This window comes from Streptomyces amritsarensis (assembly GCF_001953875.1).
Taxonomy (GTDB): domain Bacteria; phylum Actinomycetota; class Actinomycetes; order Streptomycetales; family Streptomycetaceae; genus Streptomyces; species Streptomyces amritsarensis.
This window is the reverse complement of sequence record NZ_MQUR01000020.1, coordinates 18,839-33,971: the sequence shown is the minus strand read 5'-3', so window position 1 is coordinate 33,971 and position 15,133 is coordinate 18,839. Positions and strand designations below refer to the sequence as shown.

Annotated in this window: 15 protein-coding genes; 5 read left to right on the top strand and 10 right to left on the bottom strand. The window is 74.7% G+C overall.

Annotated elements, in window-relative coordinates; all coding sequences use genetic code 11:
* Positions 1-16: 16 nt before the first annotated feature.
* The 4 genes from AVW11_RS11790 to AVW11_RS11775 all read right to left on the bottom strand — a co-directional run bounded on the left by AVW11_RS11790 (position 17) and on the right by AVW11_RS11775 (position 5,169).
* Positions 17-1,420: a hypothetical protein gene (locus AVW11_RS11790; protein ID WP_079250596.1), complete on the bottom strand. Its 1,404-nt coding sequence runs from the start codon at positions 1,418-1,420 to the stop codon at positions 17-19.
* A 211-nt stretch (positions 1,421-1,631) separates the two neighbouring features.
* On the bottom strand, positions 1,632-3,572 hold the full coding sequence (locus AVW11_RS11785; protein WP_060178222.1) for a hypothetical protein: 1,941 nt from the start codon (positions 3,570-3,572) through the stop codon (positions 1,632-1,634).
* 80 nt (positions 3,573-3,652) lie between these two features.
* The gene (locus tag AVW11_RS11780) at positions 3,653-4,450 is read right to left on the bottom strand and encodes a tyrosine-protein phosphatase (RefSeq protein ID WP_076043950.1); all 798 of its coding nucleotides are present in this window, start codon (positions 4,448-4,450) and stop codon (positions 3,653-3,655) included.
* 131 nt (positions 4,451-4,581) lie between these two features.
* Positions 4,582-5,169 (bottom strand): rhomboid-like protein, encoded by a 588-nt coding sequence (locus tag AVW11_RS11775; RefSeq protein ID WP_240528161.1) that lies wholly within the window; start codon positions 5,167-5,169, stop codon positions 4,582-4,584.
* 63 nt (positions 5,170-5,232) lie between these two features.
* Here AVW11_RS11775 and AVW11_RS11770 point away from each other — a divergent pair, with 63 nt between their 5' ends.
* Both AVW11_RS11770 and AVW11_RS11765 read left to right on the top strand, forming a co-directional pair.
* A complete protein-coding gene (locus AVW11_RS11770; protein WP_060178220.1) occupies positions 5,233-5,931 on the top strand; it encodes a hypothetical protein in 699 nt (232 codons plus the stop codon).
* Between the two features lie 86 nt (positions 5,932-6,017).
* A complete protein-coding gene (locus AVW11_RS11765) occupies positions 6,018-7,472 on the top strand; it encodes a PepSY-associated TM helix domain-containing protein (protein WP_060178219.1) in 1,455 nt (484 codons plus the stop codon).
* A 74-nt stretch (positions 7,473-7,546) separates the two neighbouring features.
* On the opposite strand, the gene AVW11_RS11760 is transcribed toward AVW11_RS11765, so the two are convergent.
* Both AVW11_RS11760 and glnII read right to left on the bottom strand, forming a co-directional pair.
* Positions 7,547-8,176: a winged helix-turn-helix domain-containing protein gene (locus AVW11_RS11760; RefSeq protein ID WP_076043949.1), complete on the bottom strand. Its 630-nt coding sequence runs from the start codon at positions 8,174-8,176 to the stop codon at positions 7,547-7,549.
* A 453-nt stretch (positions 8,177-8,629) separates the two neighbouring features.
* Positions 8,630-9,649: a glutamine synthetase gene (glnII, locus tag AVW11_RS11755; protein WP_030849218.1), complete on the bottom strand. Its 1,020-nt coding sequence runs from the start codon at positions 9,647-9,649 to the stop codon at positions 8,630-8,632.
* A 320-nt stretch (positions 9,650-9,969) separates the two neighbouring features.
* Here glnII and AVW11_RS11750 point away from each other — a divergent pair, with 320 nt between their 5' ends.
* Positions 9,970-10,839, top strand: a complete 870-nt coding sequence (locus tag AVW11_RS11750) for a Gfo/Idh/MocA family protein (protein WP_037833632.1) — start codon at positions 9,970-9,972, stop codon at positions 10,837-10,839.
* Positions 10,840-10,848: 9 nt separating this feature from the next.
* Here the strand turns inward: AVW11_RS11750 and AVW11_RS11745 are convergent, their stop codons facing one another.
* Positions 10,849-11,391, bottom strand: a complete 543-nt coding sequence (locus AVW11_RS11745) for a hypothetical protein (RefSeq protein WP_225884709.1) — start codon at positions 11,389-11,391, stop codon at positions 10,849-10,851.
* Positions 11,392-11,555: 164 nt separating this feature from the next.
* On the bottom strand, positions 11,556-12,029 hold the full coding sequence (locus AVW11_RS11740; protein ID WP_060178217.1) for a MarR family winged helix-turn-helix transcriptional regulator: 474 nt from the start codon (positions 12,027-12,029) through the stop codon (positions 11,556-11,558).
* Positions 12,030-12,197: 168 nt separating this feature from the next.
* On the opposite strand from AVW11_RS11740, the gene AVW11_RS11735 reads away from it, so the two are divergent.
* A complete protein-coding gene (locus tag AVW11_RS11735; RefSeq protein WP_060178216.1) occupies positions 12,198-13,016 on the top strand; it encodes an alpha/beta fold hydrolase in 819 nt (272 codons plus the stop codon).
* Between the two features lie 75 nt (positions 13,017-13,091).
* Here the strand turns inward: AVW11_RS11735 and AVW11_RS11730 are convergent, their stop codons facing one another.
* Entirely contained in the window at positions 13,092-13,463 is a 372-nt protein-coding gene (locus tag AVW11_RS11730; RefSeq protein ID WP_060178215.1) for an ArsC/Spx/MgsR family protein, read from the bottom strand.
* A gap of 107 nt (positions 13,464-13,570) precedes the next feature.
* Here AVW11_RS11730 and AVW11_RS11725 point away from each other — a divergent pair, with 107 nt between their 5' ends.
* Positions 13,571-13,822: a hypothetical protein gene (locus AVW11_RS11725; RefSeq protein ID WP_030032818.1), complete on the top strand. Its 252-nt coding sequence runs from the start codon at positions 13,571-13,573 to the stop codon at positions 13,820-13,822.
* A gap of 30 nt (positions 13,823-13,852) precedes the next feature.
* On the opposite strand, the gene AVW11_RS11720 is transcribed toward AVW11_RS11725, so the two are convergent.
* The gene (locus AVW11_RS11720) at positions 13,853-14,935 is read right to left on the bottom strand and encodes a PP2C family protein-serine/threonine phosphatase (protein ID WP_076043948.1); all 1,083 of its coding nucleotides are present in this window, start codon (positions 14,933-14,935) and stop codon (positions 13,853-13,855) included.
* Positions 14,936-15,133: the final 198 nt, after the last annotated feature.

Below are 15,133 nucleotides of genomic sequence, written 5' to 3'. Positions count from 1 at the left end.
CGGGCGGACCGCCCGGTCAGCGTCCGGTGCTGCCGCTCGCCAGCGCCCACTCGCGGTTCAGGGCGCCGAGCGGGATCCTGCGCTCGAAGACGGGCGTGCCGAACAGGGACAGCTGGAGCTGGAGGTTGCCGCTCAGGTCGAAGCCGCCGTACAGCGCCCAGGCGCCGCTGACGGAGGCCTTGCCGTCGCTGGACGCGGTCGCCTTGACGTCGGCCTCGCCGCGCAGGTACGGGGCGAAGTCGCCGGTGACGCCGACGGCGCCGTAGAGGCCGACGGACGCCTCGGCGCCGAGCGCGCCCTTGACCTTCCCCGCGGCGGTGACGGTCGCCTGGACCGGTGTGCTCTTCACGTTCGACGCGCTGACCGGGGTCCAGCCCTTGCCGAAGGCGTAGCTGCCGCCGATCTTGAAGTCACCCTTGACGTCCTGCTGGACGTCGAGGGTGACCTTGCCGTCGGCCTCCACCTGGATGTAGCAGGTCAGGCCGAGGTTGACGACGACCGGCACCGGGCCGACCTGGATGACCGGGGAGCTGTGCAGCTTGGCGAACGGGATCCGCTTGGGCGCCCCGGTGCTCGCGGCGGCGCGGCCCTGGAGCTTCCACTGCGAGGACCAGTCGCCGCTCATCCCGAGGAAGGCGCCGCGCGGGCCGGAGCCGCCGCCCTGGGTGCCGTCGTACTGGAACTCGACCTGCGGGGCGAGCTGGACGAAGCCGGAGACGGAGGCGCCGGCCGAGGCGGGGGCGTCCGGGGCGGTGTCGACGGAGGCGTTCACATCGAGCCGGAGGTTGCCCAGCGGCAGCTTCGCGCCCTCGGGGCCGAACTTCAGGCCGTCGCCCTTGGCCCAGGAGAAGGTGACGCCCTTCATCAGGGGCTCGACGACGACCGTCGAGGGGTCGACGGGGACCTTGCCGTCGGCCTTGTCGTCGTTGAGGACGGCGGCCAGCGTCGTGGAGGCCGTCTTGACCTCGGTGCCGCGGTCGGTCTTGCCGACGACCTCGGTGACCTTGGCGAGCAGGCCGTTCGGGGCGCCGGGCGCGGGTGCGCTGGCGATGACGTCGCCCGCCGCGACGGGCTTGTCGGCCTCGGGCGACGTGTCCTTCGAGGGTGCTTCGGAGGGCCCCTTCGGTGGGGCCTTGGCTATGACGGCCCGTCCGGTCGCGGCGTCGTACGAGGCGACCTTGAGCGTGGACTTCTGTGTCCTGCCCTTGGAGCCGCCCCGGGCCACGGCCGCGGGGGTGGGCTCGCCCTGGGGCGCGGCGGCCACGTCCAGCTGCTGCGAGCCGCTGTCGGCGGACGGGGTGAGGGGGGCGGGGGCGGCCGGTTCGGCGGCGCCGGTGTGGGGAGTCGAGGCGCAGCCGGTGGCGGTGAGCGCGAGGGCGGTCAGACCCGGGAGGAGGAGGCTGCGGGCAAGCGTGCGCACGTGGTGGACCTTCAAAAGGGGCAGGGGTGTGGGGGATTACCGATCGGTAACCGGAATCCGATCATGCCATGTGTCCCCTGCGCCCGTCATGCCCGGATCTCGCCAACTCCCTTCGGCCGCCCACTCGTTGAATCTTCACCCGACCCGGCCCCCCGACACGCCGACCCGCCCCGACCCGGCCCGCGGCGCGTTGCCCGCGGTACCCGCCGGCTCAGCGCAGCACGCCCGCCTTCGTCCCGTCCGTCAGCTTCCCCGACAGGTCGACCTGTGCGCCGGCCGGTGCCTTGACCGCCAGCCGGTTGCCGTTCGCCGAGCCGTTCACCCCGCCGCCCGTGACCGAGAGCGAGGCGAACTGCGCGCTGCCCGCCGCCACGACGTACCACTGGCCCGCACGCGACTTCCACAGCACGCCCGCCAGCACCCGCGGCTCCCGGGGCCCGCACGCCGCGACCCCTTCCGCGGCCGCCGCCTGCGCCGCCGTGGCCGAGCCGGGCGCCAGGAACTGGGCCTGCACCCGGTCCGCCGCGCCCTGCCAGGTCTCGGCCCGCGTGCACAGCCAGGTCGCCGTCCCGTCGCCCTCCGGCAGCGGCTGCTTCGCGTACGTCCAGGAGTTGACCGTGCGGACCCCGTGCGAGCGCACCGAGGGCAGCAGGCAGGCGATCCTCGACCAGTCCGCGAGCTCCGCCGCCTCCGTCACGTTCCGCTCGGCCCCCGGTGCCCCCGACGTGAGCCGGGCCGGGGTCAGCTCGCCCAGGTCGGTGATGAGCCGGGTGGCGCCGTCCCCGGTCAGGGACAGGGCGTTCCAGCTGGTGCAGTCACCCGTCGGCGCCGGCCCGGGCACCGGCGGGGTGACCCCGTCCGGGGTGGTCTTCAGCACCGCCGGCGGGCCGCCGGGCTTGAGCAGGTCCCGCAGGGCCACCCCCGTCACCCAGGGCGCCGCGAGATAGCGGACGTTGCCGTCGACCCGGCTGACGACCAGCGCGGTCGCGGTGTCCGCCGAGGCCCCGTCGGTCCGGGCGAAGTCCAGGGCCGCCCCCGCCGAACCGGAGCGCGGTTCGGCGTAGCGGACCACGCGCAGGCCGTCGTACAGCAGGACCACCACGGCCTGGTCGACGGCGCCCGCGAACAGCAGCTGCGCCGGTCCCATCGGCGGCCCGGACGGGGTCCCCGGGGTGGCCGAGACGACCACGGACGGGCCGGGCCGCGCCCAGACGGCCAGCGCCCGGCGCAGCAGCGCCGTGTCGTCCGCGCGGTCCCCGCGGGCCGGCCAGGTGGAGAAGTCCGTACGGGAGGACGTGTGCCAGAGCGCGGGCGCGACCCGGACCAGCTCGGCCGGATCCAGGGCCTGTTCGGCCGCGGCGTTGCGCGCGTACGGCGGTGCGGCGGCCCCGTCCGAACCCCAGCCCCCGCCGGGCAGCGCGAGCAGCGCCCCGCACACGGCGAGGGCCGCCCCGGCGGCCAGCGCGGCCCGCGTCAGACGGCGCCGCCGCAGCAGGTCGGTGGGCCGGGCCTGGAGCACGCACGGGTCGAACTCGGGGGAGGAGAACAGCGCGTCGTTCGCCGGATCGCCGGACTCCCGGGCCGCCGCGGCCGGATCCGGGACGCCGGCCTCGTCGAGCACCCGGAGCACCTCGGGCTCGGGCAGCCGCTCCAGGGCGCGCAGAACGCAGGCGGCCCGGCCGGGACCGTCCAGGGTCGCCAGCCACTGGTCGAGGGCGAGCTCCTCGGCCCCGCCCGAGCGGGGGAACAGCCGCAGGCCCCACACCTGGGGCAGCGCCGGCGGGAGCTGCGCACGCCGGGGCAGTGCCCGGAACGTCAGCGGGAGCCCCGCCTCCAGTGCCGCGCGGAGCACCCGCAGCCGGACGTACGCGTACCCGGAGTCGTCCGGACCGCCCCGCTGCCCCGGGACCCCGCCCTGCACGGCGGCGACCCCGGCCGCGGCGTCCCGCCGCCCGCGCGGCAGCGCCCGTTGGACCAGCGAGTGCGCGGTGAGCACCCGCCGGTTGCGGCCGAGGGTCGGGGGCAGCACGAGATAGGCGAGCCGCACCAGCCGCGGGTAGTGCTCGACGATGGCGGCCTCGGCCTGCTCGACGTCGGGCGGCACGGGAGCCGCGGGAGGCTGGGGACGGGTGGCGGTATCCGGCGCAGTCACGTTCAGCAGAACGAGCGAATCGTCGGATGGTCACCCGTCCGCGTCCCGTCCGCGCCCCGTCCGCGTCCTCCGGGAGGGCCTCAGCCCACGAGACGGGCGCGGAGCGCCTCGACCGTCTCGTCCGCGACGCCGAGGCCCTCCCGCACGTACTTCTCCATGGAGCCGTAGCGGGTCTCGACCTCGTCGAGGGCGGCCTCCAGGTAGGAGGGGAAGACCCCGATCAGCGCGAGCGCGATGTCCGGGTTGCCGCCGGCCGCCGTGAAGCCCTCGATCATCGGGGCGAAGGCCTGCTTGACCGCCGGGTTCACGGAGAGGTATTCGGCCATCAGAGTGGCGCCGTCCGCGCCGAGCAGCGCCAGGACGACGGTCGCGCCCCAGCCGGTGCGGTCCTTGCCGGCCGTGCAGTGGAACAGCAGCGGGCCCGCCTGCGGGTCGGCGGCCTCGGTCAGCAGCAGGCGGTACGCGGCCTGGGCGGAGCCGGAGTGCACGAAGGACCGGTAGGTGTCGGCGAACAGGGCCTGGGCCTTGCCGCCGCCGAGGTGTTCCTCGGCCACCACCGGGTCGGACAGCAGGTCCTTGAGCTGGGCGGCGGCGGGCTTCTTGCCGGCCTCCCGCAGCTTGTCCGCGAGGACGTCGGCGACCAGGAGCCGGGCCCCGGCCGGTATGCGGTCGGGGTGGTCGGCGCGCTCCGCGTCGGTGCGGAAGTCGATGACGGTACGCACGCCCAGCGCCGCCACCGCCGGGTCCGCGTCGAGGTCGAGCCGGTCGAGCTGGCCGGAGCGCAGGACCAGGCCGGAGCGGACGGTGCGGCCGCCGGGGAGCGGGGTGCCGCCGAGGTCGCGGAGGTTGGCGACGGTGGTGGAGGGGGTGGCGGTCATCGTGGCGGCTCCAGCGGTGTTCGGATTACTCGTGTCATGCGGCGATGCGGCGATGCGGTCGTGCGTCATGCGTCGTGCGGTCGTGCGTCATGCGGTCATGCGGTCGTGTGGTGACGCGGTGACGAGGTGATTCAGGTAATTTTCCGATGCTTTGTCCCGGGAAGGCAATCGAGGGCCAGGGAGACGCCCACGCCGATCCCGAGCGCCGCGAGGTGCCCTGCGTCGGTGAAGGTCCGGCCGCGCTTCAGCACGGGCGCCGCCGTGAGCGCCAGCAGGCCGATCCGGGCGGCCGTGCGGACGGGCCCGCGCGGCAGGGTGGAGGTCAGCGTGCCGAGGACGGCGTTGAACCCGTAGCTCGTCCCCACGTCCAGGGCGCGGCGGGTTGCGGAATCGGTCGTCCTGTGCAGCCCGCCGTACACGAGGAGGGTGGCCGAGGCGTGCCCGAAGAGGAACACCGCGGCGGTCCACCAGGCCCCGTACGCGTATTCGGCGTAGCCGAGCACCGCCACCAGCAGCAGTGCGTACGGCAGGGGCATCGGTTCTTCGACGACCAGGGCGCTGCTCAGCAGCGTCTCCCAGCGCCCGGCGGCGAGATTGTCGACATTCGTCGAGCAGTCCCGGAGCAGCCGCTCCCGATCGGCGGGTGCGGTGCGCTCCAGCGCGTACGCCCCGAGTTGGACGCCGCCCGCGTACACCGCTCCCCATGGAATTGGATTCACCTGCTCATGATCGGATAAGCCTCTGGCGGAGACCAAGGGGCCCCGTGCGAACATGTCACGGCCATGTTCGAATCCTTCGCGCCACCGCTGCGCGCCACCCGAGCCGCGATGTTCGCGGCGGTGTGTGTCGCGCTGGGCGCGGTGGGGCATGCGCGCATGTCCGGCATGGACGTTCCCCCTTCCGGTCTTCTGGGCGCCTTCGCGGTGACCGCCGTCCTCGCCTGGTTCCTCGCCGGACGACGGCGCGGGCCCGTGGGGATCGCCGCAGCCGTGCTCTCCGTACAGGGCGTGCTGCACCTCGTCTTCTCCGGCAGCCGGGCGGCCGAGTCCGCTGCCGGACCCGCCGCGGTGCAGGGGCACCACCACATGCCCGCCACCGGGGCCGCCGGTATGGCGGACACGGCCGGCATGGCCGAGATGGCAGGCGCGGCCGCCCACGGCGGTGCCGGGATGATCGCCGCGCACGTGCTCGCCGGGCTGGTCTGCGCCGCCTGGCTGGCGCGGGGCGAGGCCGCCGTCTTCCGGCTGGCCCGCGTCCTGGGCGCGGCCGCGCTGCACGCCGCCCGGCCGCTCGCCCGCGCGCTCGTCCTGGTGCGCGCCCGGGTCGCCGCCGTGGCGGCCCCGCCCGTCTTCCGCGCCCCGCACCGGCGCCCGCGCCGGCTGCGCGGAGCGGTCCACGCCCACGCCGTGGTACGCCGAGGGCCGCCGTGGAGCGGCAGTGTCCACCGCTCCACGGCCCCCGGCCGTCCTGCCCGCGCCTGATCCGGCGCACCTCCACGGCACCCGTGCGAGGGGAGGCGAGACCTGGGGCCGCCGTCCCCATGCCTTCGCCAACACCTAGGACCGACATGTCCGTTGAAGAGATCCACGACGTCCGCACCCCGGACTCCGACCCGCCCGCCACACCCAGGAGCGGCAGCGGCGGCTGGGCCGCCGTCCGCCCGCTGCTCCTGCGCATGCACTTCTACGCGGGCCTGCTCGTCGCCCCGCTGCTGTTCCTCGCCGCCGCCACCGGGCTGCTGTACGCCGCCTCGTGGCAGGCCGAGAAGATCGTCTACGCCGACGAGCTGACCGTCGCCCGCGTCGGCGACGCCGCCATACCGCTCAGCGCCCAGGTCGAGGCGGCCAAGGAAGCCGCACCGGAGGGCGAGGTCGTCTCCGTGTGGCCGGGCCCCGACGCCGAGGCCACCACCCGGGTGATCATGGAGAGGTCCGGTCTCGCGGAGGGCGAGACCCTCACCGTGTTCGTCGACCCGTACACCGCCGAGGTCCGCGGGCAGCTCACCACCGTCGGTGACGCGCTGCCGCTGCGGGCGTGGCTGAGCACCTTCCACGCCGACCTCCAGCTCGGGGAGTTCGGCCGCAACTACAGCGAACTCGCCGCCAGCTGGATGTGGGTGGTCGCGCTCGGCGGCCTCGCCCTGTGGATCGGACGCCGCCGCAAGCGCGCGTCGCAGCTGGTCCTCCCGGACCGCAGGGCCACCGGCCGGCGCCGGACCCTGTCCTGGCACGGCGTCGTCGGCCTGTGGTCCGCCGCCGGACTCGTCGTGCTCTCCGCCACCGGCCTGACCTGGTCGAAGTACGCCGGTGAGAACATCGGGCAGCTCCAGGACAGCCTCGGCGGGGCCACCCCGGCCGTCTCGGCGAAGCTGAATCCGGGCACGGAGGCCGGCGGCGCCGACGAGCACGCCGGCCACACCATGCCCGAGGGCACGCAGATGCCCGCGCCCGCTCCCGCCCCCACCGCGGACGTCGGCCTCGACCGGGCCGTGGCCGCCGCCCGGGACGCCGGCGTCACCGAGGCGATCCGCGTGACCCTGCCCGCCCAGGGCAAGGGCTACGTCGTCAAGGAGCAGGACAAGCAGGTGCCGGTGCACTTCGACAGCGTCGCCGTCGATCCCGCCGACGGCCGGGTCATGGACGAACTGCGCTTCGCCGACTACCCCGTGCTCGCCAAGATGACCCGCTTCGGCATCGACCTGCACATGGGGCAGACCTTCGGGCTCGTCAACCAGATCGTGCTCGCCGCGCTGGCCGTCGGCCTGATGTTCCTGATCTTCTGGGGTTACCGCATGTGGTGGCTGCGCCGGCCGACGAAGGACCGCACGCTGTCGGCCGGCCGCGCACAGCCGCGCGGCGCCTGGCGCAAGCTGCCCGTGACCGTGGTGCTGCCGTCGGCCGCGGTGACCGTGCTGGTGGGCTGGTTCATCCCGCTGCTGGGCCTCAGCCTGGCCGTCTTCCTCGCGGTGGACCTGCTGCTCGGGTTCGCGGCCCGCCGCCGGGCGGCGGCGGCCGCCGCGTAGTCCCGCAGCGGTGGAAGCGGTGGGCCCGTACTCCGTTCAGGAGTACGGGCCCACCGTCGTTCCCGGGTCGTCGGTCAGGGGGCGTACTTGTAGCCCACCCGGCGCACCGTCTGGATCGCACCGCGGTGGGACCCGCCCAGCTTGCGCCGCAGCCGGGCGATGTGGACGTCCACGGTCCGGCCGTCGCCGACGTGGCCGTAACCCCAGACCGTGGTGACCAGCTGGTCCCGGCTGTGCACCCGGTGCGGGTGCTGCACGAGGTGGGCCAGCAGCTCGAACTCCAGGTACGTCAGGTCCAGTACGCGGCCGTCGACCTCGGCGGTGCGCCGCGCGGCGTCGATGCGGATCGGGGCGTCGCCCCGGCCGGCAGCCGGCCCCGCGGTCGCGGCCGCGGTGGCGGTGGCCGCGGGCTGGGGGCGGGCGCCGGGGACCGGCTGCGCCGGGGCGGCCACGGCCTGCGGGGCGAAGGCGATCGGAGGCTGCTGGTCCGCCGGCACGAGGACCAGGTAGCCGACCATCGGCGGCTGGCCCGGCAGCGCCGGAAGGGTGTGCTGGGGTGCGGGCAGCCAGGTGGCGCCGGGCGGGAGGAAGTCCACGACCCGGGCCACCTCGTCCCGGTCCACGGCGCGCAGCCGGTGGCGGGGACTGGGCGGATAGGTGGGAGGGGCGGTCGCAGCGGAGGTCAGGGAGCGGGTGTTCGCCATGAGTGGTCAGCTCTTTCACGCGGAGTGGTCGGCAGGAGACGTAGGTGCGTCGTCGATGTCGTACCGCGCAGACCGAAGGCCTCGGGGAAGCCCGGAGGAGAGGTCCCGGAGGCTTTAGAGGGCCGGCGCGTTCTTCGCGCGGCAACACTCACGATCGAAGTCGTGGTCCTGACGGGACGGCCAGAACGGCTCGAGGTCGCTGCGACCTGACGAGGTGTGGGAGTGGCTGGCCATGGCCTCATTCAAGCAGAAGAGCCGCCGCCGGGGCAGGCCGCGTCTCGCATCATGGAACGATGTCTCATGATCCGGTCTTCGGGGCGGGCGAAACGGGACAATCCCCCAACCGGTCGGCCGATTGCGCCACCGTCGGCTCCTGTCGCCCGCGTGAGGACGACGACGCCCGCCGGGCCTGGGAAGGCGCGGCGGGCGTCGGTGCCGGGGGAGGCGGGGCCGTCAGACCAGGCCGTCCTTCTCCAGGCCGGTGCAGCAGGTGTCCGTGATGAGGCGGGTCACCACGTAGGGGTCCACGTTCGCGTTGGGGCGGCGGTCCTCGATGTAGCCCTTGCCGTCCTTCTCCACCTGCCACGGGATGCGGACCGAGGCGCCGCGGTCCGAGACGCCGTAGCTGAACTCGTTCCACGGGGCCGTCTCGTGCAGGCCCGTCAGGCGCTCGTCGATGCCGGCGCCGTAGTTCTTCACGTGGTCGAGCGGCTTGCTGCCCTCGCCCAGCGCCTCGCACGCCGAGATGATCGCGCGGTAGTCCTCGCGCATCGACTTCGTCGAGAAGTTGGTGTGCGCGCCCGCGCCGTTCCAGTCGCCCTTGACCGGCTTCGGGTTCAGCGTCGCGGAGACGTTGAAGTCCTCGGCGGTGCGGTAGAGCAGCCAGCGCGCGATCCACAGCTGGTCGGAGACCTCCAGCGGGCCCAGCGGGCCGACCTGGAACTCCCACTGGCCGGGCATGACCTCGGCGTTGATGCCGGAGATCTCCAGGCCCGCCGCCAGGCAGTGGTCCAGGTGCTTCTCGACGATCTCGCGGCCGAAGATCTCGTCCGAGCCGACGCCGCAGTAGTAGCCGCCCTGCGCGGCCGGGAAGCCGCCCACCGGGAAGCCGAGCGGCCGGACACCGTCGAAGAAGGTGTACTCCTGCTCGATGCCGAAGATCGGCTCCTGGCCGGCGAACTTCTCGGCGACGGGGCGCAGCAGCGCGCGGGTGTTGGACTCGTGCGGGGTCATGTCGATGTTCAGGACCTCGCACAGCACGAGGACGTTGTCCCCGCCGCGGATCGGGTCCGGGCAGGAGAACACCGGGTTCAGCACGCGGTCGGAGGCGTGGCCCTCGGCCTGGTTGGTGCTCGATCCGTCGAAGCCCCAGATCGGCAGCGCGGCGCCGTCGGCCAGGATCTTCGTCTTGGAGCGAAGCTTCGCGGTCGGCTCGGTGCCGTCGATCCAGATGTACTCAGCCTTGTAGCTCACGGGCCCATCCTCAGACTCTGCGGGTGCTGCTGGACGCTGCTTCATCGCTGCGGTGTTGACCGCAGCGTGCCCGCCCGCGATTTCTCTTCCGTTGCCCGTGTGTGAACCCCGTGTTACCGAGGTTTACGCCCCTGGTCCGGCGGCTTGTGCGGGTTGGCGGTCGAGCACCCGTCCGGGTGGGGCAGACTGGCCGCGTGAGCATTTCGTCTGATTTGAGCCCAGCCGGGGACGCCGCCGCGGACCGTGCCGTTGTTCCCGCCGAGACCACCGCCCCAACTGCCGCCGGTCAGACCGCCGCAGGCCGCCGCCCCCGGGTCGGGCTGCTCGGCACCGGCCCTTGGGCGCACCGCACCCATGCCCCCGCCCTCGCCGCGCACGCCGGCTCCGAGTTCGCCGGCGTGTGGGGACGCCGGCCCGAAGCCGCGGCGGAGCTGGCGCAGAAGTACGGCGTGAAGGTGTACGAAGACCCCGACGAGCTGTTCGCCGACTGTGACGTCGTCGCCTTCGCCCTGCCGCCCGACGTACAGGCCCCGCTCGCCGTGCGCGCGGCCGCCGCCGGCCGCCACCTGCTGCTCGACAAGCCCGTGGCGACGACCCCGCAGGACGCCCGGGCCGTCGCCGACGCCGTCGCCCGCCACCAGGTCGCCTCCGTCGTCTTCCTCACCCTGCGCTTCGCCGAACCCACCGCGGGCTGGGTGGAGGAGCAGGCCGCCCGCACCGGCTGGTTCACGGCCGCCGCGCACTGGCTCGGCGCCGTCTTCCCGCCCGACGGCACGCCCAGCGCCTACGCCGACTCGCCCTGGCGCAAGGCCAAGGGCGGGCTGTGGGACGTCGGACCGCACGCCCTGTCCGTCCTGATCCCGATCCTCGGGGACGTCACCGGCGTCAGCGCCGCCCGCGGCCCCTCCGACGTCGTCCAGTTGGCGCTGCGCCACGCCTCCGGCGCGGCCAGCACCGCCGTGCTCAGCCTGGGCGCCCCGCAGGCGGCCGCCGGGGTGGGACTGGAACTGCGCGGCAGTGCGGGCGTGCACGAACTGCCCGGCTGGAGCGACGTGCCGGGCGCCTACGGGCGGGCCCTGGACGCACTGCTCACCGCGGCCCGGACGGGCGTGCCCGATCCGCGCGGAGCGGAGTTCGGCGCCCGGCTGACGGAGATCCTGGCGCAGGCGGAGGCGCAGCTCCCTACGTGATGCAGCTCCCTACTTGATGAGGGCGTTGGCCACGATGATGGCGAGGCCGATGGCGGCATCGGCCAGGCCGATCAGCAGGGCCCGACCGAGCCGGTGGCCGACCCGGAGCGCCGTGAGCGAGCCCCAGCCGAACAGCAGGGCGGTGTTCAGGCCGAGCCCGCCGGCGGTCACGTCGTAGGCGTCCCAGCCGCCGAGCCCCGCGGCGGTCAGCAGCAGGACGGTGGGAAGGGTGGCCGCGATCAGTGGCCACTCGTTCCACAGGGCCCGGCCCAGGACCTGCCAGCGGTGCCCCGCGGACTTGGCCCGGTGGGAGGCCATGTGGTGCGAGTAGCCGTGCGCGAGCCCGGCCGTGGCCGCCGTCACCAGGACCCAGCTGGCGTCGTAGAAGGGCGTGAAGTCCTCCCCCTCCTGGTGCAGCGCGGCCATCAGTGCGCTGGCCAGGACCGTCCCGTAGACCCCGCCGAACATCCAGTCGGCGCGCCGGTGGGACGGCTGGGGCGGCCGGGCCGTGCGGGCGGTCAGGCTCTCTTCCTGCGGCTGCTGCTCGGTCACGACGGGGTCCTTAAGGTGCAGTATGTCCTCTTTTGCTGCTCCGGCCACCCTACGAGAACCGCGGGTGGGGGCGTTGTGAAGAACCCCGGCGCCCCCGCCGCCCGCCGGGCCGCCCCCGCGGAGCCCCGGTCAGTGCCCGCCGCCGCTCGGGGCGGTGGTGGCGGTCAAGGCTGCGGGTCCGACGCGAAGACGGTGTGGGCGGCCGTCAGGAAGCGGCGGACGGCGTCCCGTTCGGCGGGATCGAAGGAGTCCAGCACCCGCAGCACCCCGTCGATCAGGGGCCCGAAGAACTCCCGGCCCAGACGGATCGCGGCCGGCTCCACCCGCAGCAGGATCCGGCGCCGGTCGTGCTCGTCGCGGATCCGGGCCACATGGCCCAGCCGCTCCAGGCGGTCGATCACGGCAGTGGTGCCCGCCGAGTTGAGGCCGAGCCGGGCGCCGAGCAGGCCCGCGGTGGCCGGCTCGGCGGCGCGGGCCGCGTCCAGCAGGCAGATCAGGGCCCGTACGTCGGTGGGGTGCATGCCGTTGCGAGTGGCGAACTCCGCCTGGCGCAGGCCGAAATCGACGGCCACCGCCCGCAGCAGGTGCACCAGTTGCAGATTGTCGGGCTCGTGGTCGGGCTCGGGGTGGTCGGGCACATCGCCTCCTGGGTAATATCTCGTTAAGCGAGATTATCGCCTGGCGAGACATTGGAGCAGCCCGTGCCCCGGACGCCGTCCCACCGTTCCCCAGCCTCTCCCTCTCCCTCTCCCTCCACCTCCTCCTCTGACGCTTCCACTGCCGCCTTCCGCGCCGCCTACGGTGAGGTGCTCGCCGGATGGCCCGGACCCGTCGAGTCCGTCGACCTGCCGACGCCCTACGGGGTCACCCGCGTCAACAGCTGCGGCCCGGCCGGCGCCCCGCCGGTGGTGCTGCTGCCGGGCGGCGGCGCCACCTCCGCGGTGTGGGGCGCCTGCGCCGCCGCCGGGGCGGCCCGCACCCACCGCGTGCACGCCGTGGACCTCCCGGGCGAACCGGGGCTCAGCGTCCCCGCGCCCGGGCGGGCCCTGCGAACCCCCGAGGACCTCGCCGACTGGCTCGACGCGGTGCTCGACGGGCTCGGCCCGCACGGACCGGTGACCCTCGGCGGGCACTCGTACGGGGCGTGGATCGCCGCCCACCACGCCGCCCGGCGGCCCGCCCGGCTCGGCCGCCTCGTCCTGCTCGACCCGACCCAGGTCTTCGCCGGACTCCGCCCCGGCTACGTCCTGCGCGCCCTGCCCGTGCTGGTGCGGCCCACCCCGGAGCGGATCCGCTCCTTCCTGGCCTGGGAGACCCGCGGGGCCGCCCTCGACCCGGCCTGGCTCCGCCTCCAGGACGAGACCGCCCGCTTCCCCTCCGCCCGGCCGGTCACCGGCCCGCGCCCGGACCTCGTACGCCTCGCACATCCGGACCTCAGGGTGGACGTCCTGTTCGCCGGGCGCGCCCGCTGCCACGACCCCCGCCGGGCGGCCCGCGCCGCGCGCGAGGCGCTGCCGGGCGCGCGGGTCGAGGTCCTGCCCGGGGCGCCGCACCACGCCCTGCCCCTGACGGCCGCCGCCGAGATCGCCCGCCTCCTCGCCGACGGTCGGGCCCTCGGCCGGTGACCGGCCCGGCCGACGCGCTCCGCGCACCGCCCGCCGCGTCCGGGGCGGGCGTACGGGCCTCAGGCCGTACGGGCCTCAGGCCGTGCGGGACAGCGCGTCGCGGACGGCCTCCTCGGAGCGGGCCACCACGGCGGTGCCGTCCTCGGCGGTGATGATCGGGCGCTGGATGAGCTTCGGGTGCGCGGCCAGGTGGGTGATCCACCGGGCCCGCGCCGCGTCCGTCTCCTCGCGCGGCAGGTCCCGTACGCCGGTCTCCCGGGCCAGCGGGTCCGAGGTACGGGTGATGTCCCACGGCTCCAGCCCGAGCCGGCCCAGCACCTCGCGGATCTCCTCCTCGGAGGGCACGTCCTCCAGGTAGCGGCGCACGGTGTACTCGGCGCCCTCCGCGTCCAGCAGGGTGAGCGCGCTGCGGCACTTGGAACACGCCGGGTTGATCCAGATCTCCATGGCCCCAACCCTATCCAGGGCCCGTCCGGCCAGGGGCTTCTGTCAGTGCCCCCCGGTAAAATCGAGGAAGAACGACAGGAAGCCAACTACCGTTTGGGAGGCTGTAGATGGCCACTGCCAGCACCGTCCGGCCCGTCCAGAAGAAGCCGCTGCCGGCGGGCCTGCCCCGCGAGTGGTACGAGAGCCACAACCGCCGTCTGAAGGCGATGCGGCTGGCCATATCCCTGCTCGACTCGGGGACGTACGACGCCAAGCGCGCCACCAACCGGAAGATCCGGACGATGGCCGTCCGGACGGGGATCCACCGGCCGTCCAACGTCACCTGCAAGATGGTGCGCGCGTTCATCAAGGAGTCGTGACGGCGCCTCACCGCATGCCGGCGGTGGGGGTCACGGACGGCCGTCCGGGGAGAGCAGCAGCAGGGCCACGTCGTCGCCCGGTCCGCCGTCCGTGAAGGCCGACAGGTCCTTCCACACCGCCCCGACCAGGCCCCCCGGGTCCCGCGCCAGCACGGGCACCCGGGTGGCCAGCGGGTAGAAGTGCCCGGCCGCGTCCCGGGCCTCCGTCGCCCCGTCGGTGTGCAGCAGGAACTGGTCCCCGGGCCGCACCGCAAGCTCCACCACCTTCGGCGGATCCGGCCCCGCGAGCCCCAGGCCCAGCGGAGGCCCCGGCTCCACGGTCACCTCGTCGACCTCGACCCCCCGCAGCCGCAGCGCCGGCGGATGCCCGCACGAGACGAACCGTACGAGGTCCAGCCCGTGCGGGAACTCCACCAGCACCGCCGTCGCGAACAGCTCCGGATGGTCGACATGGGCGTCCGCCGCGTCCGCCAGCAGCCGGCGGTCCAGCCGGACCGCCACCGCCGCAAGCTCCGCGTCGTCGAGCACGGCCTCGCGGAAGGCCCCGAGCAGCGCCGCCACCGTGGCCACCGCCGCCAGGCCGTGCCCCTGCACGTCCGCGACCAGCGCCCGGACCCCGAACGGCCCCACCCGTACGTCGTACAGGTCACCGCCCACCAGCGTGCCCCGCTGCGCCGCCCGGTACAGGCCCGCGCAGCGCACCTCGCCCACCCGTTCCGGCACCGGCGGCAACACCGCCAGCTGGGCCGCCTCCGCGACCGTCCGCACACTGACCAGCTGTTCGTCCCGGCGCTGGCGGACCCAGGCGATGACCACGCTCAGCAGCCCGACGACCGCCACCGTGGCCAGGTCCGTCCCCCTGGCCTGGGCGACGCCGATGTCGTGCACCCCCAGGAGCAGCAGGACGACGGCCGCGAAGATCGCGGTTCCGGCCGCCCCGTACGCGAACGCAGCCACCGGGGGCAGGCCCGCCAGGAAGAAGCCCAGCTCCACGTCGGTCGTGAACGCCTGCGCGAGGACGAGCGCCACCAGGGCCGCCGCGGGCGCGATCCGGGCCCAGCGCGGCGGTGGCTCGCCGCGCAGCCCGCCCGGCTCAGCGCGTCCGCGTCTCACCCCTCCACCCTGTTACGGGAGCCGGGCCCGCGCACCCCGGACCGGTCCGCCGGGTGGCTCCCCGGGCCCGGACCGGTCCGCCGGGTGGCTCCCCGGGCCCCGGGCCGCGACAGTGGTGGCGTGACGGGAAACGACAGCCCGGGCAGGGCGCCCGGCCCGGCCCACGTCGAGGCGCACGGCACCGGCGGCGGCCCGGCG